The sequence below is a fragment of the Streptomyces spinoverrucosus genome (assembly GCF_006539505.1).
Lineage (GTDB): Bacteria > Actinomycetota > Actinomycetes > Streptomycetales > Streptomycetaceae > Streptomyces > Streptomyces spinoverrucosus.
In genome coordinates this window covers 26222-52293 of sequence record NZ_BJND01000026.1, presented here as the reverse complement: position 1 = coordinate 52293, position 26072 = coordinate 26222, and the positions used below count along the sequence as shown (strand labels likewise).

Sequence of the window (26072 nt, the reverse complement as noted above, 5' to 3'; positions counted from 1 at the left end):
CCTGAGTCGAGCTGACTCAACTCTTATCCGTTCCTTACACGCAACTGCCCTGTGACCTGCAAAGACGCCGGAGCACGCATGGAGGTTGCCGTCAACCGACCACCCGTTTTCACCCGCAGCAGTCCGAGTACGAGGATCAGCGCGGCGCCCGCCACACCGAGCACGGCACCCACGCCGGCCCATCCGGCGTGCACGAGGACACCGACGAGCGCGCCACCGAAGGCGAGGGCGCCCAGGACGACGGTCACGCCCTGTGGAGTGAGCCCCAGCCGCCGCAGCCGGTGCGCGAGATGGTCCGGCCCGGGCCGCCCGGTGAACCGCCGGGCCAGCGCCACGATCAGGACGTCGGCGCTCACCACGGCGGTGAACGAGAACAGCACGCCCACGGAACTCCCGGGCGCGTACCCCGCACGGGTCAGCACAAGCGCGGTGGCGAGCAGGAACCCGGTGAACAGCGCCCCGCACGCGCCGAGCCCGATCCGCGCCGGGTGCCAGTTGTGCATCAGGAACCCGGTCAGCGCGGCCGCCAGCACGCTCAGCAGCACCGCGAGCCCGTCCATCACCTCGACCGCGGCGCACACCCCCACCCCGAAGGCGGTCACCACCCCCACCGTCCCCACCAGCGCGTCCGCGTGATCGAGCGCCCGGAAGGCCACGGCGACGGCGGCGATCCACCCGACGGCCACCACCCCGCCGGCCACACCGACGTCCTCGTACGGCACGACGCAGGCCGCCGCCACCGCCGTACCGCAGAACAGCAGCCGGTCCCGCAGCCGCCACACATCCGCCACCAGCCCCAGTACGGCGACGGCGGCAGCGGCGGCCAGGACCCTGCCGACGCCGGAGCCGAGCGGGGCGACGCCGGTCCACTCGCCGGTGCCCGCGACGGCGAGGGTGGTGAGCACCACGGCCACCCCGCCGAGCAGCGGGACGGGACGGTTGCGGCGGCGCCGGTCGAGCAGGCCGAGGCGCAGGCCCAGGCCGCGGAGCAGGGCCGTGAGCAGCGAGGCGAGGAAGAGGGCCGCGACGGCGGCGCCGATGCCGTAGAGCACGCTCTTAAATTAGGTGCGAATCTATCAATTTGGTACGAATAACACGTTCAGCTTCGTGAGGTTGCGCGAGGTAGCGCGTCCAGCCCCTGAGGCAACCCTCAGCGACCCAGATCACCTCATGCCTGGCTACAGTGCGACGAGGGATGCGGGTAGTCTCAGACGGACTGGGTAAGTTACCGCTTAGTAATCTCCCTCGCAGGCCCGAGGAGCCCCCAAATGCAACTCGCCGCGATCATCGTGTCGCTGGTCCTGACCGTGGTCGGCGTTGCGCTGCTCGCACGCGCAGTCGGTCAGTTCGTCCGGTACTTCAAGCTCGGCCAGCCGGTGCCCGCCGGCAGCCGGACCGACAACCCCTACGCGCGCAGCGTGACGCTGGTGCGGGAGTTCCTCGGCCATACCCGGATGAACCGGTGGGGCATCGTCGGCATCGCCCACTGGTTCGTGGCGGTCGGCTTCCTGACGCTGCCGCCGACGCTCGCCCAGGCGTTCGGCCAGCTCTTCCAGGCCGACTGGACGCTGCCGGTCATCGGCGGGTTCCTGCCGTTCGAGATGTACATCGAGTTCATCGGCGCGATGACGATCCTGGGCATCGCGGTGCTCATCGTGATCCGGCTGCTGAGCCTGCCGTCGCGGGCGGGCCGCAAGTCCCGTTTCGCGGGCTCCAAGGCCGGCCAGGCGTACTTCGTCGAGTACGTCATCCTCACCATCGGCCTCGCGATCTACGTGCTGCGCGGCCTGGAGGGCGCGATCCACCACGTGGAGCACTACGAGGCCGCGTACTTCGCCTCGTACCCGCTGGTCCTCGCCTTCGAGAACCTGGACACGACGACCCTGCAGAACCTCGTCTACTTCACGGCGATGATCAAGATCGGGACCTCGTTCGTCTGGATGATCGTCGTCTCCCTCAACACCAACATGGGTGTGGCCTGGCACCGCTTCCTGGCCTTCCCCAACATCTGGTTCAAGCGCAACGCGACGGGTGAGACCGCGCTGGGCGCACTGCAGCCCATGACGTCCGGCGGCAAGGCGATCGACTTCACCGACCCCGGCGAGGACGACGTCTTCGGTGTCTCGCAGGTCGAGCAGTTCTCCTGGAAGGGCCTGCTCGACTTCTCCACCTGCACCGAGTGCGGCCGCTGCCAGTCGCAGTGCCCCGCCTGGAACACCGGCAAGCCGCTCTCCCCCAAGCTGCTGATCATGTCCCTGCGCGACCACGCGCACGCCAAGGCGCCGTATCTGCTGGCGGGCGGGGGCAAGACGGTGGAGGGCGAGGAGAAGGCTTCGGAGGAGGCCCTGAAGGACGTTCCGGCGTCCGCGCTGGCCGAGGCCGAGCGTCCGCTGATCGGCACCGTCGAGGAGAACGGCGTCATCGACCCGGACGTGTTGTGGTCCTGCACCACGTGCGGTGCCTGTGTCGAGCAGTGCCCGGTGGACATCGAGCATGTGGACCACATCGTCGACATGCGCCGCTACCAGGTGATGATCGAGTCCGCGTTCCCGTCCGAGGCGGGCACGATGCTCAAGAACCTGGAGAAGAAGGGCAACCCCTGGGGCCTGGCCAAGAAGCAGCGCCTGGAGTGGCTCAAGGAGGTCGACTTCGAGGTCCCGGTCGTCGGCAAGGACATCGAGGACCTGTCCGAGGTCGAGTACCTGTACTGGGTCGGCTGCGCGGGCGCCCTGGAGGATCGCGCCAAGAAGACCACGAAGGCCTTCGCGGAGCTGCTGCACATGGCGGGCGTCAAGTTCGCGATCATGGGCGGCGACGAGAAGTGCACCGGTGACTCCGCCCGCCGCCTCGGCAACGAGCCGCTGTTCCAGGAACTCGGCATGGAAAACGTCGCGGCGCTGAACATGGCGTTCGGCGAGGACGACGAGGACCCGGCGACGAAGAAGCCCAAGTCGGCGAAGAAGATCGTCGCCACCTGCCCGCACTGCCTGAACACCCTCGGCAACGAGTACCCGCAGCTCGGCGGCGACTACGAGGTCATCCACCACACCCAGCTGCTCCAGCACCTGGTCGACGAGGGCAAGCTGGTCCCGGTGACGCCGGTCGAGGGCATCATCACGTACCACGACCCCTGCTACCTGGGCCGCCACAACAAGATCTACACGCCGCCGCGCGAGATCATCGCCAGCGTCCCGGGCATCCGCAACGAGGAGATGCACCGCCACAAGGAGCGCGGCTTCTGCTGCGGCGCCGGTGGTGCGCGGATGTGGATGGAGGAGCGGATCGGCAAGCGCATCAACAACGAGCGCGTGGACGAGGCGCTTTCGCTGAACCCCGACATCGTCTCGACGGCCTGCCCGTTCTGCCTCGTCATGCTGACCGACTCGGTCAACGGGCGGAAGAACGAGGGCACGGCGAAGGAGTCCATCCAGGTCGTCGACGTGGCCCAGTTGCTGCTCGAATCCGTCAAGACGCCGGTGACGCCGGAGGGTTCGGCGGACGCGGAGAGCGAGGTCGAGCCGGAGCCGGTGAAGTAACCGGTCCCTGCCGCGGTTTGTGACGCCCCCTGTCCTTGGTGGACGGGGGGCGTCGGTGTTTGTCGGCGACCATCCCAGGAGTCTTCAGGGCGTTGACAAGATCCCTTGCGGGCCCCCATCATCATTTCACTACTTGATTAGTGGAATGGTGGATGGAGAACAGGTGAGTGACGGTACGTACGCCGGCGGGCCGGCGTTGGAAGCGGTCGGGCTCGGCAAGCGGTACCGGCGGGGTTGGGCGTTGCGGGACTGCTCGTTCCGGCTGCCGGCCGGGCGGATCTGCGGGCTGGTCGGGCCCAACGGGGCCGGGAAGACCACGCTGTTGGGGATCGCGGCCCATGTGCTGGAGCCGACGGAGGGCACGCTGAGCGTGTTCGGCGCGGCCCCGGGCTCGGCGGAGGCCGGTCGTCGTACGGCGTTCCTGGCCCAGGACAAGCCGCTGTACCGGACCTTCACGGTCGCCGAGACGCTGCGGCTTGGGCGGGAGCTGAACCCCGGCTGGGATCAGCGGGCCGCCGAGGGCATCGTGCGGGCCGGCAACGTCCCGCTGGACGCCAGGATCGCCACCCTCTCCGGCGGGCAGCGCACCCGCGTGGCCTTCGCGCTCGCTTTCGGCAAGCGGCCGGATCTGCTGCTGCTGGACGAGCCGATGTCCGACCTCGATCCGGTCGTACGGCATGAGCTCATGGGCACCCTCATGGCCGAGGCCGCCGAGCGCGGCTCCACGGTGCTGATGTCCACCCATGTCCTCGCCGAGCTGGAGAGCGTCTGCGACTACCTCGTCGTCGTCGCGCAGGGCGGTGTGCGCCTCGCCGGTGACGTGGACGAGCTGCTGTACGCCCACACCCGGGTCTCCGGTGCCCGCAACGGAGAGGGCGTGCCCGCGGACCTCGCGCATCACACCGTCGTCGAATCGCGCACCGGCGGACGGCAGTTCAGCGCGCTGATACGAGCGGAAGGACCGCTCGCCGGCCCTTGGGACACCGACAGCCCGACCATGGAGGAACTCCTGCTCGCCTACCTGCGCTCGACCGGAGCGCCACCTCTGATCACCCCCACGGCCGAGGTCCGGACCGGCACGCAGGCGGTGGCGGCATGAGCACCCTCACCGGCACCCCGGCCACGGCCACGACTGCATCCGGGCGGCGCCCCCGGCTCCGCGGCATGACCTGGCTCGTGTGGCGCCAGCACCGGGCCGCCTTCTGGACCGTCCTGGGCGCCACCGCACTCCTGGCGACGTGGATCCTCTACCGGCGCGGTCAGATGCTGGACTTCCTCGGCGATCAGGGCTGGCCCGGCAAGGACATCGCGGAATTCGACGAGAAGTTCGAGCCGTACGCCGCCGCCTTCGGCCCCGTCACCACGGCCCTGGGCATGATCCCCGTCCTGCTCGGCGTCTTCGTCGGCGCCCCGCTGCTCGCGGGCGATCTGGAGCACGGGACGGCAAGGCTCGTCGCGACCCAGTCCCGCAGCCAGGTCCGCTGGCTGGCCACCAAGCTCGGTGTGACCGCACTGGTCGTCGTGGCGAGCACGGTGACCCTGTCCGTCGCGTTCGGGTCGTGGTGGGGCCCGGTCAAGGACCAGATCAACGTCATGGACTGGACCTCCGGCCCGTCGTTCGACACCACGGGGCCCGTTCCCGTCGCGCTGACCCTCTTCACGGTCATCGGCGGTGTGGCGATCGGCCTGGTTCTCCGGCGCACGCTGGCGGCGATGGTGGTCACCTTCGGGTTCGCGGTCCTCGTCCAGTTCGTCTGGGGTGAGCTGCGGCTGGCGCTCGGCGACGTGGTCACGGTCACCACGCACAAGGGTGTCCTGGGGGAGGACACGTTCCCCAGGCTGCCCGACGCCGCGTACCAGATCGACCAGTCGTACCTCACCGGCAGCGGCGAGCTGATCGGCTGGAGCACTTGCGTCCACGAGTCGACGGAGCAGGCGCGCGAGCTGTGTCTGAAGCAGGCCGATGTGGTCGGCTGGTCGGTGGACTACCTGCCCCTCTCCCAGATGACCGGCATGCAGTGGCTCGGCGCGGCAATCCTCCTGGCCCTGACGGCCGCGGTCACGGCGTTCCTCTTCCTGTGGGGCCGCAAACGCCTGGTCTGATCAGGATGGACCGCTCCCCCGTCGAGGAGGTCGGCAGCGAGGTCAGCTCGGTCCGGCCGGGCCAGTTCGTGGTCGGCTCCTTCGCGACCTCGGACAACACCTGCCCGAACTGCGCCAACGGCTACCAGTCCAACTGCCTGAACCGGGAGTTCATGAGCACCTGCCAGGCGGAGTACGTCCGTATCCCCAACGCCCACGGCACGCTCGTCGCCACCGCCGAGGTCAGGCCGGGCTGGCTGCACGGCTGTCGTGGTCGGAGACGGCGCGGTCGGGCTGTGCGGCGTCATCGCCGGAAGGAACTGGGCGCCGAGCGGATCATCGCGATACATCGGCGCCGACTCGGTCCTGGAGTGCGTCGGCACCCGCGAGGCCATGCGGCAGGCCCTGTACTCCACCCGCCCCGGCGGCAACGTCGGTTTCGACGGCCAGGAGCTGTTCTACTCCCACGTCGGCCTGCGCGGCGGCCCCGCCCCCGTACGCGCCTACCTCTGGACCAGGTCGCCGAGGGCTACAAGGCAATGGACGAACGCCGCGCCATCAAGAGCCTCCTGACCCCCTGACCGGTAACGCGGCTACTCGGTGAGGTGGTTCTCCAGGTCGGTGAGGACCTCGTCGGCGGCCGTTACGCCGAGGCCGAGGTACCAGGTCTCGTCCGGGACGTCGTAGGCGTGGCCGGTCTTGACGGCGTTGAGGTTCTTCCACAGTGGGTTGCCCTGGGCCGTGGACTTGTCCGTGGCCTTCGGGTCGCCGTAGACGCCGGTGAAGATGTAGTCGGCGTCGGCCTGGTCGATGTTCTCGGCGCTGATCTCGGTGGCGAGGTCCTCGATGTCCTGGTTCTTCGGGCGTGGGATTTCCAGGTCCTTCAGGATCGTGCCGATGAACGAGGCCTTCGCGTAGAGGCGGATGACGCCGTCGGGCAGGTAGCGGACCATCGAGACGGTCGGCTTGTCCGCGCCGAGCTTCGCCTTCAGCGCCGCCACCTTCTCGTCGTACTCGGCCAGCTGCGCCTTCGCCTCCGCCGTCTTGTCCAGGGCGGCCGCGTTGAGGAGGTAGTTCTCCTTCCACGTGAAGCCGGGGCGCAGGGAGAAGACGGTCGGCGCGATCTGCGACAGCTCGTCGTACTTGTCGGCGGCGCGCAGCTGGCTGCCGAGGATCAGGTCGGGCTTGAGCGCGGCGATGGCTTCGAGGTTGAGGTTGTTGATGGTGCCGACGTTCGCCGGGCTGCCCGCGTCCTTCTTCAGGTAGGAGGGAAGTTCGGGGGAGCCCTCGGTGGGGGCGAGGCCGACCGGCTTGATGCCGAGCGACACCACGTTGTCGAGCTCGCCGACGTCGAGGACCACGACACGCCTGGGCTGGGCCTTGATCTCGGTCTCGCCCATGGCGTGCTCGACGGTCCGCGGCCACTCGCCCGGCTTGGCGTCGGTGCCCATCGCCGCGGTCTGCTCCGCCGCCTTGGAGAAGTCCTCGCCGCCCTGGGCGACCGCCTTCTTGTCACCGGCTCCGGCGGAAGCACCCGCGGACGTCTCCTCCCCGCTCGAGGAGGAACCGCCGCATGCCGTCAGCGAGAGCGCGGCGGCTAGGGCGAGGGCTGCTGCGGCGGTGCCGCGGCGGCTGGCAGACATGGGGAGGCTCCCGTCGTACAAAGTAGAACTTAGGCGAGCCTTACTTTATGAGAAGCCTGTGGATTCGGAGCATCCGGAGCCTGTGGCTCCGATCACGTTCCCGGTACGGCCTGTTCGGGCACGGCCGTATGTGTCGAACGCGGCGGCCCCGGCACCACCAGCGGACCGCCCGTCACCGGATCCGGTACGACGACCGACGCCAGCCCGAAGACCTCATCGACCAGCTCGGCGTTGACGACGTCGGCCGGTGCGCCCTGCGCCACGATCCGGCCCGCCTTCATGGCGACGATGTGGTCGGCGTACCGGGCCGCCTGGTTCAGATCGTGCAGCACGGCGACCACGGTCCGGCCCCGCTCCCGGTTCAACTGCCGTACGAGGTCCAGGACTTCCACCTGGTGGGCGATGTCGAGGTAGGTCGTCGGCTCGTCGAGCAGCAGGACGTCGGTGTCCTGGGCGAGGGCCATCGCGATCCACACGCGCTGGCGCTGACCGCCCGACAGCTCGTCGACCGGCCGCTCGGCGAGCTCGGCGGTCCCGGTGCGCTCCAGCGCCCGGGCGACGGCCGTCTCGTCCGCCTCCGACCACTGCTGCCACCACTTCTGGTGCGGCTGCCGACCGCGCGAGACCAGGTCGGCGACCGTGATGCCCTCCGGCGGCACCGGCGTCTGCGGCAGCAGGCCGACGGCCTGGGCGATCCGCCGGGTCGGGATGCGGGACAGCTCGGTACCGTCGAGCAGCACCGCGCCGCGCTTCGGCCTCAGCAGCCGTCCCAGGGCGCGCAACAGGGTCGACTTACCGCAGGCGTTGGGCCCGACGATGACGGTGACCTGCCCGTCCGGGACCTGAAGGTCCAGGCCGTCGACGACCGTGCGGTCCTCGTAGGCGAGGGTGAGCCCTTGGGCGGTGAGGCGATTGCCGGTCACGCGGTTCCTCCGGAACGGCCGCTACGGGAGCTGACGATCAGCCACATCAGATACGGGGCCCCGACCAGGGCGGTGAACACGCCGACCGGCAGCTCGGTCGGCGAGAAGAGCCGGCGGGCCAGCAGGTCGGCGACGGTCACGATCAGCGCGCCCATCAGCGCCGAGCACAGCAGCGGGATGTGCGGGGTGCGGGTGAGGCGGCGGGCGATCTGCGGGGCGAGCAGCGCCACGAAGTCCACCGGTCCGGCGGCTGCGGTCGCCACGGACGCCAGCACCACACCGAGCGCGCCCAGCCCAAGACGGTCCCGGTCGAGCCGGGTGCCGAGGGCGGTGGCGGTGTCGTCGTCGAACGCCGCGCCGCGCTGGGCGCGGCCCGCCCACAGCAGGAACGGTACGAGCAGCAGCAGTACGGTCGCGAGCGGCGCGGCCTGGTCGTAGCCCCGGCCGTTGAGGGAGCCGGTGAGCCAGACCTTGGCCTGCTGGGCGACCAGGTAGTCGCCCTTGGTCACGAACAGCCGGGTCAGGGAGCCGAGGGCCACCGAGATCCCGATGCCGATGAGCACGAACCGGGCGGCGTGCAGTCCGCGCCGCCAGGCCAGCAGATAGACGAGCAGCGCCGCCGCGAGTCCGCCGACGACGGAGACGTAGGGGAGTACGGCGTACGAGGTGACACCGAACGTCATCGCCGCGACCGTCGCCGCGCCCGCCCCGTGCGTCACGCCGATGACGTCGGGGCTGGCCAGCGGATTGCGGGCGACGGTCTGGATCAGCGCGCCGGAGACCCCGAACGCGGCGCCCACCAGCAGCCCGGTCACCAGCCGCGGCAACCTCAGCGTGCCGACGACCAGTTCGTCCGGGCTGGGCAGTCCCAGCAGCACACGGACCACCTCGCCCGGCGCGACGAACGACTCGCCGAAACACAGGGACGCGACGACGGTGGCCGCGAGCAGCGCGGTGAGGACGAGGGCGACGAGGAGGCTCCTGCGGTGCAGCAGCAGGCTGCTCTTCCCGGTGCGCAGGACGGCGTGCCCCGGGGGACGGAAGGTGGCCTGGGTCATGCCGCAACCACCTTCCTGCGCCGTACCAGCACCACCAGGAACGGCACTCCGGCGAGCGCGGTCATCACAGCCACCGGCACCTCCGAGGGCCGTACGACGATCCGCCCGAGGACGTCCGCGAGGAGCAGCATCACCGGCCCCAGCACGGCGGCCATGGGCAGCAGCCAGCGGTGCCCGGGGCCGACGAGCGCCCGGGCGATGTGCGGGACGGCGAGGCCGGTGAAGGCGATCGGGCCCGCGGCGGCCACCGCGACGCCGGTGAGCACGGTCGCGCCCACGGCCCCGGTCGCGCGCAGCAGCGCCACATTGCGGCCCAGCCCGCGCGCGATGTCCTCGCCGAGCGCGAGCGCGTCCAGCCCACGGGCCATGGCCAGCACCAGCAACAGCCCCGCGACCAGGAACGGCCAGGTCTGCCCGACGATCGAGGCGTCCCGGCCGGCGATCGAGCCGACGTCCCAGAACCGGAACTCGTCCAGGGCACGGGCGTCGGTGGTGAGGATGCCGGTGACGACGGAGGCGAGGAAGGCGTTCATCGCCGCGCCCGCGAGCGCCAGCTTGACCGGCGAGGCGCCGCCGCGTCCGCTGCTGGCGACGACGTAGATGCACACCGCGGCGACGGCCGCGCCCGCGAAGGCGTACCAGACGTAGCCGTTCAGGGTGTGCACCCCGAAGAAGGTGATGGCGCAGACGACGCCGAGCGAGGCGCCCTGGCTGATGCCGAGGATGCCGGGCTCGGCGATGGGGTTGCGGGTGATGCCCTGCAGAACCGTTCCGGCAACGCCGAGGGCGATCCCGACCAGCACACCGACGACCGTCCGCGGCACCCGCAGCGCCCGTACGACCTGGGCGTCGTCGCTCGTGCCGCCGTGCAGCAGCGCGTCCCAGACCGCCGCGGGGGCGATCGCGCGGCTGCCGACGGCGAGGCTCAGCAGCACGGCCAGTAGGAGGAGGAGAAGGGCGACGGCCATCCAGCCGACGCGTCGGCTCGCGACTCCTGACATGCGCCCTTCCCGTACCTCTTAGCTAAGGATTGCCTAAGCGTACGTGGTGGGGGTCAGCGCTCTCGTACGGCATGGGGGGCATGGGCGTCGGGTTAACCCCACGGTGCGGCGTGGGGCATGCGGCCGGTGATTGTGGAGGCGTCTCGACAGCCTTCGTCGACGCGCTCTCACCAGACTGAAGCCACCGTCGAAAGAAAGGCGAGAGCGCGATGTCCCACCACCTCGATTCCCCCGTCGCCCGCCAGGACCCGCGTCTGGACATCACCGACCTGTACGTCTTCCGCGGTGAGCGGGGCACGGTCTTCGTGACGAACCACAGCCATTCGCTCGCGGGCGAGGACATCCCCCGCGGTCTGCACCCGGAGGGCAGGTACGAGTTCAAGATCGACGGCATTGGTGACGCCGTCGAGGACCTCACCTACCGCTTCAGCTTCTCGGACGCCGACGCCGACGGAACGCAGGGCTACGAGCTGCGCCGCCTGGCCGGGCCCGAGGCCGGTGACGCGTTCGCGGAGGGCACGGTGATCGCCCGGGGGCGTACCGGCACGGCCGTCGACCTCGACGCCGGTGGCAGGGTCTGGGTCGGCAGGGCGGGCGACCCCTTCTGGATCGAGCCGGACGTCCTGCACGCCGTGGGTCACGCCTTCCAGGACGGCACCACCGTGGACCTGTCGTCCTGGAACCCGGCCGAGGCGAAGAACCTGTTCGCCGGGCACACCGTGTACTCGATCGTGCTGGAGATCGCCGACGAGGAACTGCTGCCCGTCGCGGGCGACGACCAGCGCATCGGCGTGTGGGGCCTGGCCTCGCTGGCCACGGACGCCGGCGGGTGGCGTCCGGTCAACCGGGCCGGACTGCCGATGATCCACCCGCTGTTCACGCAGTTCGACGAGGACCTCGGCGACCGGCTCAACGAGAACGTCCCGTCCGACGACGTCCAACTGCACGGCAAGCTGCTCACCGAGAAGGTGGCGGGCGTGGTGCGCGCCTACGGCACCGCCGAGGACCCGGAGGCGTACGCCCGGACCGTCGTCGAGCGGATTCTGCCCAACGTCCTGCCGTACACCGTCGGCACCCCGGCCGCTTACGGCTTCGCGGGCTGGAACGGCCGTTCGCTGACCGACAACGCCCCGGACGTCATGTTCTCCTTCGCCGCCAACACGCCCGTCACCCTCGGCATCGGCAAGGAGTCGGTCACGGCCAGGCCGCCCTCGGGCTTCCCTTACGTGCCCGCCGCGTCCTGACCGGCGCCCGGCCGCCGGGGGGCACCCTGTGACGGGGCGCCGTCGCCGTATGGCGGATCGGCCGGATCAACGTATGGCGGATCGGCCGGATCGAGGAGCGGTGGCCGGTTGCGGACCCCGGGCCTACTCCCCCAGCCGCAACACGCTCCGCGCCGCCTCGACGAACTCGGTGACCAGCGTGGACCGTCGTGCGCCGTCCCAGGCGAGGGCCACCCGGCCCGGCGGTGCGTCGGTCACCGGGACGTAGGTGATGTCGGGGCGCGGGAAGACGGTGGCGACCGGCTCCGCTACGAGGACGACGCCGCGGCCCGCTCTGACGTAGCCGAGGAGTTCCTCCATGTCGTGGAAGGCGGGTCCGTGTGGCGGTCGGGTGCCGTCGGGGCGTGGTGGCACCGCGTTCCAGACGGCCGCCCAGGCGGGCGTGGCGTCGGCGTATTGCAGGACCGGTTCGTCGGCGAGGGCGGTGACGCTGATCCCGGGCTCGCCGGCCAGGGGGTGACGGGCGGGCAGGACGACGCAGAGCCGCTCCGGGGACAGCGGCAGGACGTCCAGTCGGTCGTCGGAGTCGACGGGCAGCCGTACGAAGCCGATGTCGACGGTGCCGTCCAGGAGCGGCTGGGCCTGGTTCCACCAGCGCAGGCGGACGAGTTCGATCGGCACGTCGGGGTGGCCGGCGGAGAACGCGTTCAGCACGGGGGTGACGTCCGCGCCGAGCATGAAGCCGACGGTCAGCGCGTGCTCACCGGCATCGATGCGGCGAACCCGGTCCTGGGCGGCCTGCCCGGCGGCCAGCAGAGCCCGGGCGTCGTGCAGGAACTGCTCACCTGCGGCGGTGAGGGTCACGTCCCGGCTGGTGCGGCTGAGGAGCACGACCCCGAGGTCACGCTCCAGTTGCCGTATCTGGCGGGACAGTGCGGGCTGGGTGACGTGCAGGGCGAGCGCCGCCCGGCCGAAGTGCAGCCGCTCGGCCACGGCCACGAAGTACCGCAGCTTGCGCAGATCGAGATCCATCGGGTCATCAGCCATCTCACTCCCGACCCTTCCTGCACCGATGCCCTGCGGTTATCGAGCACACCACAAGAGGCATTGGACCTCCGCACACCCGCGGCTGAATACTTCCATTGAGCACCTGCGCGGATACCTTGCTCGTCGGGAGCGCCGAATTCCCTTCCATCGCTGGGCGGAGCATGCGGACAGGACGAGGGCACGGCAGTCGGCGACTGGGGCTGACCAGCCTCACGATCGCGGCGGGCGGCCTGCTCGCCTTGTTGATAGGTGTCGCCTTCGCCGTCCTGCTGTGGGCGATCGCCGACGCCAACAGCTCCACATCGGCGCGACGCGCTTCCCGGACGGCCCTCGTCGAAGCCGGCAACCTGGAACAACTGGTCCTCGACCTGGAGACCGGGCAGCGCGGCTTCGTGATCACCCGGCGTGAGGAGTTCCTCGAACCCTGGCAGGCGGCGCGGACGGAGCTTCCCGCGCAGATACGGAGATTCACCGAGACCGCCACCTCTCCCGAACAGACGCGCATTGCCGAACAGATCACGCAGGGCGTCGACTCCTTGCTGAACGACTACTCGGTTCCGCTGGTGGAGGCGGTCCGGCGGGGTGATCCCGCCGCATCCGGTCTGTCGGCGACGGCCGACGGAAAGCGACGCGTCGACGCCTTGCGGGCCCAGTTCGACCAGTACACGGCGAACGAACGCGCCCAGCTCGCGGCGCGCGAGGACACCGCGGGGGCCAACGCGCGGCGGGCGGTGATCGCGGCAGGTGTGGGTCTGGCGGCGTCGACCGCGCTCGTGGCCGCATTCACGGTGTTCCAGCACCGCGCCGTCGTACGGCCCGTCCGTGGGGCGGCTGCCGCGGCGGAGCGGTTCGCAGGAGGTGACCTCGGAGTGCGGATCGCCCCCAGCAAGGTGGCGGAGATCGGTGCGCTGGGCACGTCCTTCAACACCATGGCGGCCTCGTTGCAGGACAGCCGCCGACGCATCATGGAGAGCGTCGAGGCGGTACACCGGCGCACGGCCCGGGATCTGCACGACGGGGCGCAGCAGCGACTCGTCAGCCTGATGATCGGGCTCCGACTGGCACGGGAGCTGGTCCCCGACTCGGAGTCGACCGCCACCGAGCTGATGGACCAGTCGATCGCCAACGCGCAGACGGCGATCGACGAGCTGAGGGAACTCGCCTCGGGGATCTACCCGCTCGTGCTGACGGTGAAGGGGCTGGAGGCGGCGGTGCGGGACCTGGCGTCCCGCTGTCCGGTTCCCGCCGTGGTCGAGAGCAACGTCGACCGGACGATTCCCACGGCCGTCCAGTCGAACGCGTATTTCGTCGTGGCCGAGGCCGTGACGAATGCGGTCAAGCACGCACAGGCGTCCCGGATCGACATCTGCCTCGACCTCGGGGAGATCCTGCGGATCCAAGTCGTCGACGACGGTGTCGGCGGCGTCGGCGCCGGCACGGCCGGCAGTGGTCTGACCGGCCTGGCCGACCGCGTGGCCGCCTTCGACGGCACCTTGACCATCGACTCGCCCCCGGGCGGCGGCACCACCATCCTGGCGCGGATACCGATACCGGCCTGAGGCCCGTCCGCGGGTCGACGTGGGGTTGGCCCCATGGCCCGCGCGTTGTCCCGTCGGAGATGCTGGTGCCATGTCAGTCAACGTGGTGGTCGTCGACGACGACCCCGGATTCCGTCGTATCGCCAGGGCACTGCTGGCGGCGCGCGGGCTGCGGGTCGTGGCCGAGTCGCCGGACGGCGCATCGGCGGTCGCGGCGGTCCGGGAGCACCGCCCCGACGGTGTGCTGCTCGATCTTCACCTTCCGGACGAGGACGGTCTCTCCGTCGCCCGAGCGCTCACGCGGGAGGGGCAACCGCTGAGGATCGTGCTGACCTCCACCGATCCCTCGGCGTGGTCGGCCGAGGAGCTGGCCGGTGCCGGGATCCTGAGCTTCGTGGCCAAGGACCGGCTGTTCGACACCGACCTCAAGGCCCTTTTCTCGCCTACCGCTTGAGGTAGTGGAGTACGGCGAGCACGCGGCGGTGCTGTGAGGACTCGGTCTGCTGCAGGCCCAGTTTGAGGAAGATCCCGGTGACGTGCCGCTCCACCGCGGGCACCGTCACGACGAGCTTTTCCGCGATGCCCGAGTTGGAGTGTCCCTCGGCCATCAGCGCCAGCACCTCCCTCTCCCGGGGCGTCAGTCCGTCCAGCGGATCGGCACTGCGCTTGCGGCCGACGAGCGCGGAGATGACGTCCGGGTCGAGTGCCGAACCGCCGGCGACGACCCGTCGTACCGCGTCCGTGAGGATCTGCGGGCTGGCGACCTTCTCCTTCAGCAGATAACCGACCCCGCTCGGATCGTCCCCGACGAGGTCGAGCGCGAACGAGGCGTCCAGGAACTGGGACAGCACGATCACGGGCGTACCCGGCTGCTCCGCGCGGATCCGCCGCGCCGCCTGAAGGCCGTCGTCGGCGAGGTTCGGTGGCATCTGGATGTCGGTGATCACTACGTCTGGCTTGTGCTCCGCGGCCGCCCTGACCAGGACCGGAGCATCGGAAACCGCCGCGACGACCTCGATGCCGGACCGCTCCAGCATCGCCGTGATGCCCTCACGGACGATCGGCTGGTCTTCTCCGAGCACCGCACGCAGACGCTCACCCATGAACGCATCCTAGTCGGCGGCGCCGAGCCTGCCGGGGCCCTGCGGGGCGGCGGCTTCCCGGGGGCGACCGTGGGGTTTTCCCCACGTGCGGCCTCGGGCCGACCGGCAAGGGCTTTGAAGTCGGCTCGACAGCCGAAACGGGCGGCCGGTGACCAGACTTGAGGACATCCAAGGCGGCTCCCCGCCGAGTCGCCGGTTCCGCCCCGTCCCTCAGTGGAGGAGCATCATGTCCGAGACGTTCACGCCGGTCACCCCCGTTCTGGAAGCGCCGGCGGCCGCGTTCGCGGAGGCCACCTCGCAGCCGCCGTTCCTGTACCAGATGACCCCGGCCGAGGGCCGCAAGACCGTCGACGAGGTGCAGTCCGGGGAGATCGCCAAGCCGGCCGTCGACGAGGAATGGATCACCGTCCAGGGCGGTCCGACGGGCAGCGTTCGGGCCCGCGTCGTCAGGCCCGCCGGTGCCGAGGGTGTCCTCCCGGTCGTGCTCTACATCCACGGGGCGGGCTGGGTGTTCGGCAACGCCCACACCCACGACCGCCTGGTCCGCGAACTCGCCGTGGGCAGCGGCGCCGCCGTGGTCTTCCCCGAGTACGACCTGTCGCCGGAAGCGCGCTACCCGGTCGCCATCGAGCAGAACTACGCGGTGGCTCGGTGGATCGTCACCGACGGCGCCGGGAAGGGCCTGGACGCCTCCCGGCTGGCCGTCGCCGGTGACTCCGTCGGCGGCAACATGGCCGCCGCTCTGACCCTGATGGCCAAGGAACGCGGCGACGTACCGCTGAAGTTCCAGCTGCTGTTCTACCCGGTCACCGACGCGAACTTCGACACCGGCTCCTACCGCCAGTTCGCGGAGGGCTACTTTCTGACCCGCGAGGGCATGAAGTGGTTCTGGGACCAGTACACGACGGACGAGCAGGAGCGGGCGCAGATCACCGCCTCGCCGCTGCGGGCCACCATCGAGCAGCTCTCCGGACTGCCGCCGGCGCTGGTCATCAACGGTGAGGCCGACGTCCTGCGCGACGAGGGCGAGGCGTACGCGAACAAGCTGCGCCAGGCCGGTGTCCCCGTGACCGCGGTGCGCTACCAGGCCATCATCCACGACTTCGTGATGCTCAACGCCCTGCGCGAGACCCACGCCGCTGAGGCCGCCATCAACCAGGCCGTCGCCGCGCTGCGTACGGCACTCGCCTTCTGACCGGAACGCCAGTGCCGCCGAGGGGGCGCGGCCGGGACGCTCCTGGCCCGTCCTCGGCGGCGATCGACCGCGAGGCATCTCACCGCAGCACGGAAGGACGGATCTCATGACGGACACCACCACCCGCGTCGCCCTGGTCACCGGGGGCTCCGGCGGCATCGGTCGCGCGGTCGTCGAGCGCCTCGCCGGGGACGGCATCGCCGTCGGCGTCCACTACGCCGGCAACAAGGCCCGCGCCGACGAGACGGTCGCCGCGGTCACCGCGTCCGGCGGCCGGGCGATCACGGTCGGCGGCGACGTCGCCGACGAGCACGCCATGGCGGAGGCGTTCGACGCCGTGGAGCGGGAGTTCGGCGGCATCGACGTCGTCGTCAACACGGCGGGCATCATGCTGCTGTCCCCGATCGCCACGCTGGACCTGGACGACCTGGACCGGATGCACCGCACCAACATCCGCGGCACCTTCGTGGTCTGCCAACAGGCGGCCCAGCGGCTGCGGCCGGGCGGCGCCATCGTCAACTTCTCCACCTCGGTCACGCGCCTTCGGTTCCCCACCTACGGCGCCTACACGGCGAGCAAGGCCGCCGTCGAGGGCATGACCCTGATCCTGGCCCGTGAGCTGCGCGGCAAGGACATCACCGTCAACGCGGTGGCCCCCGGCCCCACCGCAACTCCCCTGTTCCTGGAGGGCAAGGACGAGGCCGCCGTCGACCAGCTCGCCAAGGTCGCCCCGCTGGAGCGCCTCGGCACGCCCGACGACATCGCCGAGGCGGTCGCCTTCCTCGCCGGCCCGGCCCGCTGGATCAACGGCCAGGTCCTGTTCGCCAACGGCGGCGTGGCCTGACACCCCGACTTCCCGAAGGAGAGCAAGAAATGAGCGACATCGTCGTCATCACCGGCGCCTCCAGCGGCTTCGGCGCCCTGACCGCCCGCGCCCTCGCGGACGCCGGCCACACCGTCTACGCCGGGATGCGCCAGACGGCCACCCGCAACGCTCCCCAGGCCGAGGCAGCCGCCGACTACGCCAAGGGTCACGGCGTGGACCTGCGCGCCATCGAACTCGACGTCACCTCCCAGGCGTCCGTCGACACCGCGATCGAATGGGTCATCGCCGAGCACGGCCGTATCGACGTCCTGATCCACAACGCGGGCCACATGGTCACCGGCCCCGCCGAGGCGTTCACGCCCGACCAACTCGCCGAGCTGTACGACGTGAACGTGCTGTCCACCCAGCGTGTCAACCGCGCCGCGCTCCCCCACCTGCGCGCGGCCGGCAAGGGCCTGGTGATCTGGGTGTCCAGCTCCAGCGTCAAGGGTGGCACCCCGCCCTATCTGGGCCCCTACTTCGCCGCCAAGGCCGCCATGGACGCCCTCGCCGTGAGCTACGCCGCCGAGCTGGCCCGCTGGGGTGTGGAGACGTCGATCGTGGTGCCGGGCTCGTTCACCAGCGGGACCAACCACTTCGCCCACTCCGGCCACCCGGCCGACGGTGCCGTGGAGGCGGCGTACGAGACGAAGTACCCCGGCCTGATGGAGCAGGTCGCCGAAAAGCTGGCCGCGCTGGCACCCCAGGACGCGGATGCCTCCCTGGTCTCCGACGAGATCACCCGCATCGTCGCGCTTCCGGCCGGACAGCGCCCGTACCGGGTGCACATCGACCCGGCCGACGACGGTTCGGAGGCCGTGTCAGAGGTCGCCGACCGCATCCGCCGCGAGTTCCTGACGCGGGTGGGCCTGTCCGATCTGCTCACCGCGGGCTCACGTCAGGGGTAGAGCACGATGAGTGTGAGGGTGGGCAAGAACGTGCCTGTCACGCTGAGCAGCCAATAGTTCTGAGCGGCGAGTGAAGTCCGGCGGGCAAGGGCTCTGTTGGCGGTGCACCACAGCAGCGTGTAGAGACCGACGACGGGCACGATGATCACCAGCCAGAGGGCCATACCGTCGTTCTCCGTCGGTTCCGGGTTGTGCCAACTCGCTGCCAGGAACCACAGCAGCCAGATCGGCACCACCGCCGGCATTCCGAGCAGCAGGTTCACACCCAAGGCCGCCGGCCACCGTCTGATCATCTTTGCCCTGTCCCCCTCACTGGGTCGGCCCGCAGGCTATCGCCAGGGGTTGGACACACGAACGGGGCGGCGTACTCCGACGAGGTGTCGGTGTACGCCGCCCTGGGGTGGGACGAGTTTGCGGGGTGGCCCGCGCTTGCACGGCGGTTACTTCGGGTCGTTGTTGAACTTCGAGGTCGACCAGAAGTAGCCGAGCACCGCGAGGCCCAGGCACCAGACGACCGCGAGCCATCCGTTGTGGCCGATCTCGGTGCCGAGCAGCAGCCCGCGCAGGGTCTCGATGGCCGGCGTGAACGGCTGGTACTCGGCGATCGGCTGGAACCACCCCGGCATCGTGTCGACCGGGATGAAGGCGCTGGACAGGAGCGGCAGCAGGATCATCGGCATCGCGTTGTTGCTGGCGGCCTCGGCGTTCGGGCTGACCAGGCCCATGCCGACCGCGACCCAGGTGAGCGCCATGGCGAAGATCACGAGCAGCCCGAACGCCGCCAGCCACTCCAGGACCGTGGCATCCGTGGAGCGGAAGCCGATGGCCACGCCGACGGCGCCGACGAGGACCACGCTCATCACGCACTGCAGCACGCTGCCGACGACATGCCCGACGAGCACCGACCCACGGTGGATCGCCATCGTGCGGAAGCGGGCGATGATGCCCTCGGTCATGTCGTTGGAGACGGACACCGCGGTCCCGATCGTGGTGCTGCCGATGGTCATCAGCAGCAGGCCCGGGACGATATAGGCGATGTACTCGGAGCGGTCGGCGCCGCCGCCACCGATGCCCGCGCTCATCACGTCGCCGAAGATGTAGACGAAGAGCAGCAGCAGCATGACCGGCGTGAGCAGCAGATTCAGCGTCATGGACGGGTAGCGCCGGGCGTGCAGCAGGTTGCGGCGCAGCATCGTGGACGAGTCACGCAGGGCGAGGGAGATCCGGGACGGGCGGGTGGGAGCCAGAGGGGTGCTCATCGGACGTCCTCCTTGGGCTGGTTGGGCTGGGTCGGCTGGTTTCGCTGCGCGGGCACGGTGGAGCCGGTAAGGGTGAAGAACACGTCGTCGAGGTCGGGGGTGTGCACGGTCAGCTCGTCCGCCTCGACACCGGCCGCCTCCAGCCAGTCGAGGAGGGAGCGCAGCTCGCGCTGGCTGCCGTCGCTGGGGATGTGCAGGGCGAGGGATTCGTCGTCCCGGGCCGCCTCGCGCAGCTCGGAGGCGGCGGACTGGTACGCGGCCGGGTCGGTGAAGCGGAGCCGGACGTGTCCGCCGGGGATCAGTCGCTTGAGTTCCTCGGCGGTGCCCTCTGCGGCGATCTTGCCGTCGTTGAGCACCGCGATCCGGTCGGCGAGTTCGTCGGCCTCCTCCAGGTACTGCGTGGTGAGGAAGACGGTGACGCCGTCGGAGACCAGCTCACGGATGATCTGCCACATGTTGTGGCGGCTGCGCGGGTCGAGGCCGGTGGTCGGCTCGTCGAGGAAGATGATCCGCGGGTTGCCGACCAGGGTCATGGCGATGTCGAGGCGGCGCTTCATGCCACCGGAGTAGGTGGAGGCGGGCTTCTTCGCGGCCTCGGTGAGGTCGAACCGCTCCAACAACTCGGCGGCAACCCGCCACCCTTCGCGCTTGGACAGGTGGTGCAGGTCCGCCATCAGGAGCATGTTCTCCTCGCCGGTGATCAGCCCGTCGACGGCGGAGAACTGTCCGGTGACCCCGATCGCGGCACGCACGGCCTGCGGGTCGGATGCGAGGTCGTGGCCGCCGACCCGGATCTCACCGGAGGCCGGGTCGGCGGAGACGAGGGTGGAGAGGATCTTGACGGCGGTGGTCTTGCCGGCGCCGTTCGGGCCGAGCAGAGAGAAGATCGTTCCCTCCGGGACGGCCAGGTCGACGCCGTTCAGCACGACCTTGTCGCCGTAGGACTTGTGCAGCCCGTTCGCCGCGATGGCCAAGTTGGTCATGAGGGTGCTCCTTCGGAAGCTGCGGGCGACTACAGGCTGCGGGCGGTGATGTCGCCGTAGGACGTGGTCGCGTGGATGGTCAGGGCGGCGTCGGCGCCGTCGTCGTTCTTGAGCGAGTTGTTGATCCGGCCGTAACTGGTGCCGGCGTCCAGGGAGGCGGAGACTCCGCGGGCGGCGCCGACCGAGATGTCACCCTTCTCGGTGCGCAGCGTCACCGTGCCGCGCACGGCTTCGGCGACCTGGATGTCGCCCCTCTGGGTGCTGATCTCCGCGGGGCCGCCCAGGCGGCCGACCGAGACGTCACTGTCGAGGGCGGTGAGGCGGGCGCTCGCGGCCTCGTCGAGCTTGACCGTGCGGTAGCCACCGTCGAGGGTGACGTCGCCGAGTCGTCCGACGCCGCGGAACTCGGCGCCGGCCGACTTCGCCTCGACGCGGGAGCCGGCGGGCAGCTGGACGGTGACCTCGACGGACCCGGTGTGTCCGAGGATCCGGTTCTTGGCCTCCGGGGCCGCGATCCGCAGGACGCCGTCGCCGTACGCGACCGTGATCTGCTCCGCCGCCTTCACGTCGCGGCTCTTGGAGGCGTCCGCGGGCAGGATCTCGACCGTGGTGTCGGCCCGGTCGGCGGCGATGAACCGGATGCGTCCCGCGGGGATGTCGAGGTCGACGGAGATCGGGGCGGTGGTGTGGAACTGCTGCATCGTGCTCTCCTTCGGGGTCCTTGTTTCCGACACAGGAAAAGCTACGTTGCGTTCATAGATTTGGCAACGCATTTGTTGCACGCGATCAGCATGTGCGCAGGTCAGAGCCAGAGAATCGTTGCAACGGTTCTGAACTTAACGCAACATCAGCTCGACTGCCCGTTGCAATGATTGAGCGGAGAACGCTACACTGGAGGTCTTCAAGGAGTACGAAGGAGATCGCGATGCCGGGAGGCAGGCTCACCCAGCAGGAACGTCAGCAGATCGCGCTGGGGCTGGCCGACGGCCTCGCCTACGCGGAGATCGCCAGACGTCTCGACCGTCCGACCTCGACGATCACGCGTGAGGTGATGCGCAACGGCGGCCCCACCGCCTACCGCGCCGACCTCGCCCACCGCGCCACCGAACGCCGCGCCCACCGGCGCAGGCAGGCCGCGCCCCGGGGGCCGGAGGCGCCCGCGCAGGCCTACGGGCGCGACGCCGAGGCGGTCCGCGCGTACGAGGACACGTTCATCACCGTCATGATGCAGTCGGGCATGCCCAAGATGATGGCCCGGATCCAGGCCGCCCTCAGCCTCACCGACTCCGGCAGCCTCACCGCGTCCGAACTCGTCCAACGCCTCGATGTCAGCCCGGCGTCCGTCTCCAAGGCGATCGCGTTCCTCGAAAGCCAGGGCATGGTCCGTCGGGAGCGCGACGAAGGCCGCCGCGAGCGCTACGTGGTCGACGACGACGTCTGGTACGAGTCGATGATGGCCAGCGCCCGTGCCATCAACCAGATCGTCGAGACCGCCCGGCAGGGCGTCGGTGTCCTCGGCCCTCACACCCCCGCCGGCGCCCGCTTCGAGAACATCGCCCGCTTCCTCGACTTCGTCAGCGAGAGCACCATCCGCGCGGCGGAGCAGGCACGCGAGATCCTCCACACGAAACCCGAGGCGGCCTCAGGCGGTGGGTGATCGGCATTGCGTGGGGCAGGTCAGCCGTCACACTCGTTACGGTCTGCGTCCCGGGCCTGCGGGAGGCGGATGGTGAACAGGCACCCCTTCCCGGGCTCACTGTCCACGGTGACGGTCCCCTCGTGTGCCTCGACGAACTGGCGGACGATGGACAGGCCCAGGCCGCTGCCGCCGGTGCGTCGGCTGCGGGACTTCTCGGCCCGCCAGAAGCGCTCGAAGACGTGGGGAAGGTCGTCGGCGGCGATGCCGCTGCCCGTGTCCTGGACGGTGAGGACGGCCATGTCGCCGGCTTGTCGGGCGGTGAGGGTGACCGTGCCGCCCGCCGGGGTATGCCGTAGCGCGTTGGCGGTCAGGTTGCCCAGGACCTGCCGCATCCTCACCGGGTCGGCGTCCAGGCCGAGGTCGGGATCGGTGTGGGTGCACAGGCGGATGCCCGAGGACTCGGCCCGGGCGCGGTGGGCCGACACCGTCTGGGCGACGAGGTCGTCCGCGCGTACGGGTTCGCGGTGCAGTGCCAGGGTGCCGGCGTCGGCGGCGGCGAGGTCCTGCAGATCGTCGATGATGTGCTGCAGGAGCAGTGCCTCGTCGTGCAGGGAGGCGATGAGCTCCGGGTCCGGTTCGAGCAGCCCGTCGCGGGTGACCTCCAGCCAGCCGCGGATATTGGTCAGCGGGGTCCGCAGCTCGTGGGCGATGTCGCTGACCATGGCCTTGCGCTGGGCTTCCAACTGTTCGCGGCGGGTGGTGAGGTCGTTGAAGGCGGCCGCCAGGTAGCCGGTCTCGTCCTTGGTGGTGACCGCGACGCGGGTGTGCCGCTGCGGCGGCTGCCGGGCCGCGGCCGTCAGGGCTCGCAGGGGACGGACGAGGCGGATCGCGACCACTGTGGTCGTGGCGACCGTCACGACGAGGACCAGCCCTGCGACGCCGACGATCTTGGCCTTGTTGGCGGTGGAGAGGTCGAAGCCCGGGGGCTGTTGGCCGAGGGCGCCCAGATAGAGCCTCGCTCTGGGGGCGACGTACGGGTCGAGTTGGGTGCGGCGCGCGTCGTCGACACACTCCTGCGTCTGGCGGCGGCCGGAATCGTCGGCCGCAGCGGTGGGGCCGGGCAGGAAATCGACTCCGATTCCGACCGGCGGGATGACTGCCCGCTTCATCTCGCCGTCCCGGCCGAGGCAGGGGGCGGTCAGAGAGTTGAGTTCGTCCAGTGCCTTCTGCTCGGTGCGGGTGGGGGTGTTGAGCGCTCCGTCCGCGCACTGCAGGGGCACGGACGCCTCTCCGCCGTCGGCGATGAGCACGGTGCGGCCACTGGGCAGCTGCCGGATGCTGCCGTCGCCCCCATACCTGCGCACGCATGCCAGGCGCTTCTCGGCGAGCGCCTTCACCCGTACCCGTTCTGCCGCGGGGAGCAGATACGGCCCCACCGCCCGCGGGTCGATCCCGGCGAGCTGGGCGCCCGGTTCGGTGTAGGTGTCGGTGTTCAGCGGGTCGACGGTGGCCGAGGCGCGGGCGGGCAGGGCGGTGCCGGGGGCGGCGGAGTCGGCGATGGTGTGTCCTGCCTCTGTCGTCAGGGCGATGCGCCGCCCCATGGTGCGGGAGAGGTCGCGCACCTGCGACTGCACGCCGTCCCAGTCGGCGTGGGTCGCGGCGAAGCCACTGAGCCGGCGCAGGATGTCGGTGTCGTCGGAGAGCACCTGCCCGCGCTCTTCCTGGATGGCCCGCGTGGTGGTCTGCACGGCCAGCCAGGCGGTGGCGCCCACGGAGACCACGGCGATGGCGATGGACGTGAGGAGCAGCCGCACCAGCAGGCTCTTGTGCCAGGGGATGCGGGGACCAGGCGTCATGACGGCTGCCCGGTGAGCTTGTAGCCGACGCCGAAGACGGTCAGCAGCCGGACCGGTCTGCGCGGGTCGGCCTCGATCTTCTTGCGCAGGTTCATGATGTGTACGTCGATGGCGCGCTCGGTGGAGGCGCGGTCGTGGCCCCGGGTGTGCTGCAGCAGTTGACGACGCGAGAAGACACGGTCGGGTGCCTCGGCCATGGCCTGGAGGATGGCGAACTCGCCCGGTGTGCACAGGACGGGGACGCCGTCGCAGGTGACCTCGTGCCGTGCGGGATCGACGGTGATGCCGCCCGCGCGCAGCAGGGGGGAGTTCTCGGTGGGGCGGAGGGTGCGGCGCAGCACGGTGCGTATGCGGGCCATCAGTTCGCGTGGGCTGTAGGGCTTGGTCATGTAGTCGTCCGCGCCGATCTCGAGGCCGAGCAGTACGTCGTCCTCGGTGGAGCGGGCGGTGAGCATGAGAACGGGTACGTCCCCGTTCTGCCGCAGCACACGGCATACGCCGAGACCGTCGACCTTGGGCAGCATCAGGTCCAGGACGACCAGGTCGGGCCTGCGTCGCGCGGCCTCGTCGATCGCGGCCCGCCCGTCGGAGACCACGACGCAGGTGTGACCCTCCCGGAGCAGCAGCCGTCGTATGAGCTCGGCCTGCATGGCGTCGTCTTCCGCGACCAGAATATGTGCGCACACGTGGCCGACTCTAAGCGCGGCTGGTCGGTGTCCAGGGCTGGTTGCGGGGCTTCCCACACCCTCACAACTTCCTGATATCCGCATGTCTCCATGTGACGGGGATCACGCCGGAGCGAAAACCCGTTGTCCAGGACGGCCGTCTAGAGGGTGTGAGATCAGTCAGGAAGGCACCGGGCGAGCTGGACGAGGAGCGTCTCGTCCGGCTGGTGGCCAAGGGCGACCGTGCCTCGTTCGAGGAGCTGTACCGGCGTACGTCGCCGTGGCTGGCGGTGCGGCTGCGCCGGCGCTGCGCGGACGAGCAGATCGTCGCCGAGGTCATGCAGGAGACGTATCTGGCGGTGTGGCGCGCGGCGGGCGCGTTCGCCGGGACCGCCGTCGGAGGGACGGCCGTCGGCTGGTTGTGGACGATCGCGGCGCGCCGCCTCGTCGACGCCTTCCGGCGCAGGGCCCACCACGCCGAACCGCCTACGGCCGCCGCTCTGCCCGACGCGGCCCCCGCCGCCGAGGAGGAGGCGCTCGCGGCGACCGTCTGCGGTGACGTCGGCGACGCGCTGCGGCGCCTCGCGCCCGAACTGAGGCAGGTACTGCAGGCCATGGTGCTCGACGGGCTGTCCGTCCGGGAGACCGCCGCACTGCTCGGACTCCCCGAGGGCACGGTCAAGACCCGTGCCCGCCGGGCCCGGATCGCGATGCGAAAGGCGCTGGCATGAGCGTGGAGCACGCGTCGATGCGGATCATCGACGGTTACGCCCGCGGCGGCACGGACCTCGCCGCCGACGAGTTGTGGGCCCTGGAGGCCCATCTGGAGGCGTGCGGGGTGTGCCGGGAGCGGCTGTCGGCCGCCGTCACGGCCGAGGCACCCGCCGTGGCGGCGCTGGTCGACACCGTGTGGTCCGGCCTCGAACCCCACCTGGCGGCCACCGCCCCGCTGCCGCGTCACCGGCGCTGGTCGGCACGGCTGTCGAGGTGGATGACGCCCACGATGGTGCCGTGGCTGGCCATGGTCACGAGCGTGACCCTGCTCGCGCTGCTGCTCGACCTGGCCGACGTCGGCTACGGCGAGGTCTCCCCGGTGCTGCTGCTCGCCCCGGTCCTGCCCGTGCTCGGCGTCGCGGCGTCCTGGTCGCGCGGCCTGGACCCGGCGTACGAGCTGACGGCCTCGGTGCCCAGGGCCGGGCTCTATCTGGTGCTGCGGCGCACCGCGTCCGTGCTCGTCGTGACCGTCCCCGCGCTGCTGGTGGGCGGATGGCTGACGGGCGTGATGGTGGCCCAGTGGCTGCTGCCCTGCCTGGCCTTCACCTCGACGACCCTGGCGCTCGGCGGCGTCGTCGGGGTGACCCGTGCCGCCGTCGCGCTGACCGCCGTATGGGCCGCCGTCATCGTGGCGCCGACGCTCGCCACGAGCCGTACGACCTTCGCCCTGCAGACGGGCGGCCTGCCCGTGTGGGGGCTGATCCTCGCGCTCGGCATCGGTGTCGTGCTCGCCCGCAGGGGCGCGTACTCCGTGCTGGGAGCGCACAAGTGACC

Annotated in this window: 25 protein-coding genes and 1 pseudogene; 13 read left to right on the top strand and 13 right to left on the bottom strand. The window is 70.5% G+C overall.

Annotated elements, in window-relative coordinates; all coding sequences use genetic code 11:
- Positions 1–23 precede the first annotated feature (23 nt).
- Entirely contained in the window at positions 24–1052 is a 1029-nt protein-coding gene (locus tag SSP24_RS19345; RefSeq protein ID WP_141310901.1) for an MraY family glycosyltransferase, read from the bottom strand.
- 216 nt (positions 1053–1268) lie between these two features.
- Between SSP24_RS19345 and SSP24_RS19340 the strand changes: the two genes are divergently transcribed.
- From SSP24_RS19340 to SSP24_RS19325, 4 genes and pseudogenes are all read left to right on the top strand, one after another.
- Positions 1269–3536: a heterodisulfide reductase-related iron-sulfur binding cluster gene (locus tag SSP24_RS19340; protein ID WP_141310900.1), complete on the top strand. Its 2268-nt coding sequence runs from the start codon at positions 1269–1271 to the stop codon at positions 3534–3536.
- 145 nt (positions 3537–3681) lie between these two features.
- On the top strand, positions 3682–4635 hold the full coding sequence (locus SSP24_RS19335) for an ABC transporter ATP-binding protein (RefSeq protein WP_141310899.1): 954 nt from the start codon (positions 3682–3684) through the stop codon (positions 4633–4635).
- Positions 4632–5639, top strand: a complete 1008-nt coding sequence (locus SSP24_RS19330) for an ABC-2 membrane transporter-related protein (protein WP_141310898.1) — start codon at positions 4632–4634, stop codon at positions 5637–5639. The genes SSP24_RS19335 and SSP24_RS19330 overlap by 4 nt, the downstream gene beginning before the upstream one ends.
- A pseudogene (locus tag SSP24_RS19325) lies at positions 5555–6199 on the top strand (alcohol dehydrogenase catalytic domain-containing protein). Before SSP24_RS19330 ends, SSP24_RS19325 begins: the two are co-directional and overlap by 85 nt.
- Positions 6200–6211: 12 nt before the next feature.
- Here the strand turns inward: SSP24_RS19325 and SSP24_RS19320 are convergent.
- The 4 genes from SSP24_RS19320 to SSP24_RS19305 form a co-directional block, all read right to left on the bottom strand.
- Complete coding sequence (locus SSP24_RS19320) at positions 6212–7261, bottom strand: ABC transporter substrate-binding protein (protein ID WP_141310897.1); 1050 nt, start codon at positions 7259–7261, stop codon at positions 6212–6214.
- A gap of 92 nt (positions 7262–7353) precedes the next feature.
- Positions 7354–8184, bottom strand: a complete 831-nt coding sequence (locus SSP24_RS19315) for an ABC transporter ATP-binding protein (protein WP_141310896.1) — start codon at positions 8182–8184, stop codon at positions 7354–7356.
- Positions 8181–9242: a FecCD family ABC transporter permease gene (locus SSP24_RS19310; RefSeq protein ID WP_141310895.1), complete on the bottom strand. Its 1062-nt coding sequence runs from the start codon at positions 9240–9242 to the stop codon at positions 8181–8183. The genes SSP24_RS19315 and SSP24_RS19310 overlap by 4 nt, the downstream gene beginning before the upstream one ends.
- Entirely contained in the window at positions 9239–10243 is a 1005-nt protein-coding gene (locus SSP24_RS19305; RefSeq protein WP_141310894.1) for a FecCD family ABC transporter permease, read from the bottom strand. Before SSP24_RS19305 ends, SSP24_RS19310 begins: the two co-directional genes overlap by 4 nt.
- 209 nt (positions 10244–10452) lie before the next feature.
- Between SSP24_RS19305 and SSP24_RS19300 the strand changes: the two genes are divergently transcribed.
- Entirely contained in the window at positions 10453–11487 is a 1035-nt protein-coding gene (locus SSP24_RS19300; protein WP_141310893.1) for a DUF4331 family protein, read from the top strand.
- Between the two features lie 123 nt (positions 11488–11610).
- On the opposite strand, the gene SSP24_RS19295 is transcribed toward SSP24_RS19300, so the two are convergent.
- Positions 11611–12513 carry a LysR family transcriptional regulator gene (locus SSP24_RS19295; protein WP_229865501.1) on the bottom strand — a complete coding sequence of 301 codons (903 nt, stop codon included), beginning with the start codon at positions 12511–12513 and terminating at the stop codon, positions 11611–11613.
- A gap of 161 nt (positions 12514–12674) precedes the next feature.
- Between SSP24_RS19295 and SSP24_RS19290 the strand changes: the two genes are divergently transcribed.
- Positions 12675–14072, top strand: coding sequence for a CHASE3 domain-containing protein (locus tag SSP24_RS19290; RefSeq protein ID WP_141310892.1), 1398 nt, complete (start codon positions 12675–12677; stop codon positions 14070–14072).
- Between the two features lie 70 nt (positions 14073–14142).
- Positions 14143–14505, top strand: a complete 363-nt coding sequence (locus tag SSP24_RS19285) for a response regulator (RefSeq protein ID WP_141310891.1) — start codon at positions 14143–14145, stop codon at positions 14503–14505.
- Here SSP24_RS19285 and SSP24_RS19280 read toward each other — a convergent pair.
- The gene (locus tag SSP24_RS19280) at positions 14495–15154 is read right to left on the bottom strand and encodes a response regulator transcription factor (RefSeq protein WP_141310890.1); all 660 of its coding nucleotides are present in this window, start codon (positions 15152–15154) and stop codon (positions 14495–14497) included. The genes SSP24_RS19285 and SSP24_RS19280 overlap by 11 nt on opposite strands.
- Before the next feature lie 226 nt (positions 15155–15380).
- Between SSP24_RS19280 and SSP24_RS19275 the strand changes: the two genes are divergently transcribed.
- From SSP24_RS19275 to SSP24_RS19265, 3 genes are all read left to right on the top strand, one after another.
- Positions 15381–16349 (top strand): alpha/beta hydrolase, encoded by a 969-nt coding sequence (locus SSP24_RS19275; RefSeq protein WP_141310889.1) that lies wholly within the window; start codon positions 15381–15383, stop codon positions 16347–16349.
- Positions 16350–16455: 106 nt separating this feature from the next.
- Positions 16456–17193 (top strand): SDR family oxidoreductase, encoded by a 738-nt coding sequence (locus SSP24_RS19270; protein WP_141310888.1) that lies wholly within the window; start codon positions 16456–16458, stop codon positions 17191–17193.
- A gap of 29 nt (positions 17194–17222) precedes the next feature.
- Positions 17223–18122, top strand: a complete 900-nt coding sequence (locus SSP24_RS19265; RefSeq protein WP_141310887.1) for an SDR family oxidoreductase — start codon at positions 17223–17225, stop codon at positions 18120–18122.
- Here SSP24_RS19265 and SSP24_RS19260 read toward each other — a convergent pair.
- The 4 genes from SSP24_RS19260 to SSP24_RS19245 form a co-directional block, all read right to left on the bottom strand.
- Positions 18113–18385 carry a hypothetical protein gene (locus tag SSP24_RS19260; RefSeq protein WP_308439641.1) on the bottom strand — a complete coding sequence of 91 codons (273 nt, stop codon included), beginning with the start codon at positions 18383–18385 and terminating at the stop codon, positions 18113–18115. The two genes, SSP24_RS19265 and SSP24_RS19260, sit on opposite strands and share 10 nt — an antisense overlap.
- Before the next feature lie 177 nt (positions 18386–18562).
- A complete protein-coding gene (locus SSP24_RS19255) occupies positions 18563–19381 on the bottom strand; it encodes an ABC transporter permease (protein WP_141310885.1) in 819 nt (272 codons plus the stop codon).
- Positions 19378–20364, bottom strand: a complete 987-nt coding sequence (locus SSP24_RS19250) for an ATP-binding cassette domain-containing protein (protein ID WP_141310884.1) — start codon at positions 20362–20364, stop codon at positions 19378–19380. Before SSP24_RS19250 ends, SSP24_RS19255 begins: the two co-directional genes overlap by 4 nt.
- 29 nt (positions 20365–20393) lie before the next feature.
- Positions 20394–21065, bottom strand: a complete 672-nt coding sequence (locus SSP24_RS19245; RefSeq protein ID WP_141310883.1) for a DUF4097 family beta strand repeat-containing protein — start codon at positions 21063–21065, stop codon at positions 20394–20396.
- A 224-nt stretch (positions 21066–21289) separates the two neighbouring features.
- On the opposite strand from SSP24_RS19245, the gene SSP24_RS19240 reads away from it, so the two are divergent.
- Positions 21290–22021, top strand: coding sequence for a GbsR/MarR family transcriptional regulator (locus SSP24_RS19240; RefSeq protein ID WP_141310882.1), 732 nt, complete (start codon positions 21290–21292; stop codon positions 22019–22021).
- A 20-nt stretch (positions 22022–22041) separates the two neighbouring features.
- On the opposite strand, the gene SSP24_RS19235 is transcribed toward SSP24_RS19240, so the two are convergent.
- Positions 22042–23859, bottom strand: coding sequence for a sensor histidine kinase (locus tag SSP24_RS19235; RefSeq protein WP_141310881.1), 1818 nt, complete (start codon positions 23857–23859; stop codon positions 22042–22044).
- A complete protein-coding gene (locus tag SSP24_RS19230; RefSeq protein ID WP_229865498.1) occupies positions 23856–24545 on the bottom strand; it encodes a response regulator transcription factor in 690 nt (229 codons plus the stop codon). The genes SSP24_RS19235 and SSP24_RS19230 overlap by 4 nt, the downstream gene beginning before the upstream one ends.
- 149 nt (positions 24546–24694) lie before the next feature.
- On the opposite strand from SSP24_RS19230, the gene SSP24_RS19225 reads away from it, so the two are divergent.
- Positions 24695–25255, top strand: coding sequence for an RNA polymerase sigma factor (locus SSP24_RS19225; RefSeq protein ID WP_141310880.1), 561 nt, complete (start codon positions 24695–24697; stop codon positions 25253–25255).
- Positions 25252–26070 (top strand): zf-HC2 domain-containing protein, encoded by an 819-nt coding sequence (locus SSP24_RS19220; protein ID WP_141310879.1) that lies wholly within the window; start codon positions 25252–25254, stop codon positions 26068–26070. The genes SSP24_RS19225 and SSP24_RS19220 overlap by 4 nt, the downstream gene beginning before the upstream one ends.
- Positions 26071–26072 lie beyond the last annotated feature (2 nt).

Bases quoted from the DNA above. Each gene is read 5' to 3' on its own strand.
- SSP24_RS19340 (WP_141310900.1), top strand. From the start codon at position 1,269: ATGCAACTCGCCGCGATCATCGTGTCGCTGGTCCTGACCGTGGTCGGC.
- SSP24_RS19335 (WP_141310899.1), top strand. From the start codon at position 3,682: ATGGTGGATGGAGAACAGGTGAGTGACGGTACGTACGCCGGCGGGCCG.
- SSP24_RS19330 (WP_141310898.1), top strand. From the start codon at position 4,632: ATGAGCACCCTCACCGGCACCCCGGCCACGGCCACGACTGCATCCGGG.
- SSP24_RS19320 (WP_141310897.1), bottom strand. From the start codon at position 7,261: ATGTCTGCCAGCCGCCGCGGCACCGCCGCAGCAGCCCTCGCCCTAGCC.
- SSP24_RS19310 (WP_141310895.1), bottom strand. From the start codon at position 9,242: ATGACCCAGGCCACCTTCCGTCCCCCGGGGCACGCCGTCCTGCGCACC.
- SSP24_RS19305 (WP_141310894.1), bottom strand. From the start codon at position 10,243: ATGTCAGGAGTCGCGAGCCGACGCGTCGGCTGGATGGCCGTCGCCCTT.
- SSP24_RS19300 (WP_141310893.1), top strand. From the start codon at position 10,453: ATGTCCCACCACCTCGATTCCCCCGTCGCCCGCCAGGACCCGCGTCTG.
- SSP24_RS19295 (WP_229865501.1), bottom strand. From the start codon at position 12,513: ATGGCTGATGACCCGATGGATCTCGATCTGCGCAAGCTGCGGTACTTC.
- SSP24_RS19290 (WP_141310892.1), top strand. From the start codon at position 12,675: ATGCGGACAGGACGAGGGCACGGCAGTCGGCGACTGGGGCTGACCAGC.
- SSP24_RS19285 (WP_141310891.1), top strand. From the start codon at position 14,143: ATGTCAGTCAACGTGGTGGTCGTCGACGACGACCCCGGATTCCGTCGT.
- SSP24_RS19280 (WP_141310890.1), bottom strand. From the start codon at position 15,154: ATGGGTGAGCGTCTGCGTGCGGTGCTCGGAGAAGACCAGCCGATCGTC.
- SSP24_RS19275 (WP_141310889.1), top strand. From the start codon at position 15,381: ATGTCCGAGACGTTCACGCCGGTCACCCCCGTTCTGGAAGCGCCGGCG.
- SSP24_RS19270 (WP_141310888.1), top strand. From the start codon at position 16,456: ATGACGGACACCACCACCCGCGTCGCCCTGGTCACCGGGGGCTCCGGC.
- SSP24_RS19265 (WP_141310887.1), top strand. From the start codon at position 17,223: ATGAGCGACATCGTCGTCATCACCGGCGCCTCCAGCGGCTTCGGCGCC.
- SSP24_RS19255 (WP_141310885.1), bottom strand. From the start codon at position 19,381: ATGAGCACCCCTCTGGCTCCCACCCGCCCGTCCCGGATCTCCCTCGCC.
- SSP24_RS19250 (WP_141310884.1), bottom strand. From the start codon at position 20,364: ATGACCAACTTGGCCATCGCGGCGAACGGGCTGCACAAGTCCTACGGC.
- SSP24_RS19245 (WP_141310883.1), bottom strand. From the start codon at position 21,065: ATGCAGCAGTTCCACACCACCGCCCCGATCTCCGTCGACCTCGACATC.
- SSP24_RS19240 (WP_141310882.1), top strand. From the start codon at position 21,290: ATGCCGGGAGGCAGGCTCACCCAGCAGGAACGTCAGCAGATCGCGCTG.
- SSP24_RS19235 (WP_141310881.1), bottom strand. From the start codon at position 23,859: ATGACGCCTGGTCCCCGCATCCCCTGGCACAAGAGCCTGCTGGTGCGG.
- SSP24_RS19220 (WP_141310879.1), top strand. From the start codon at position 25,252: ATGAGCGTGGAGCACGCGTCGATGCGGATCATCGACGGTTACGCCCGC.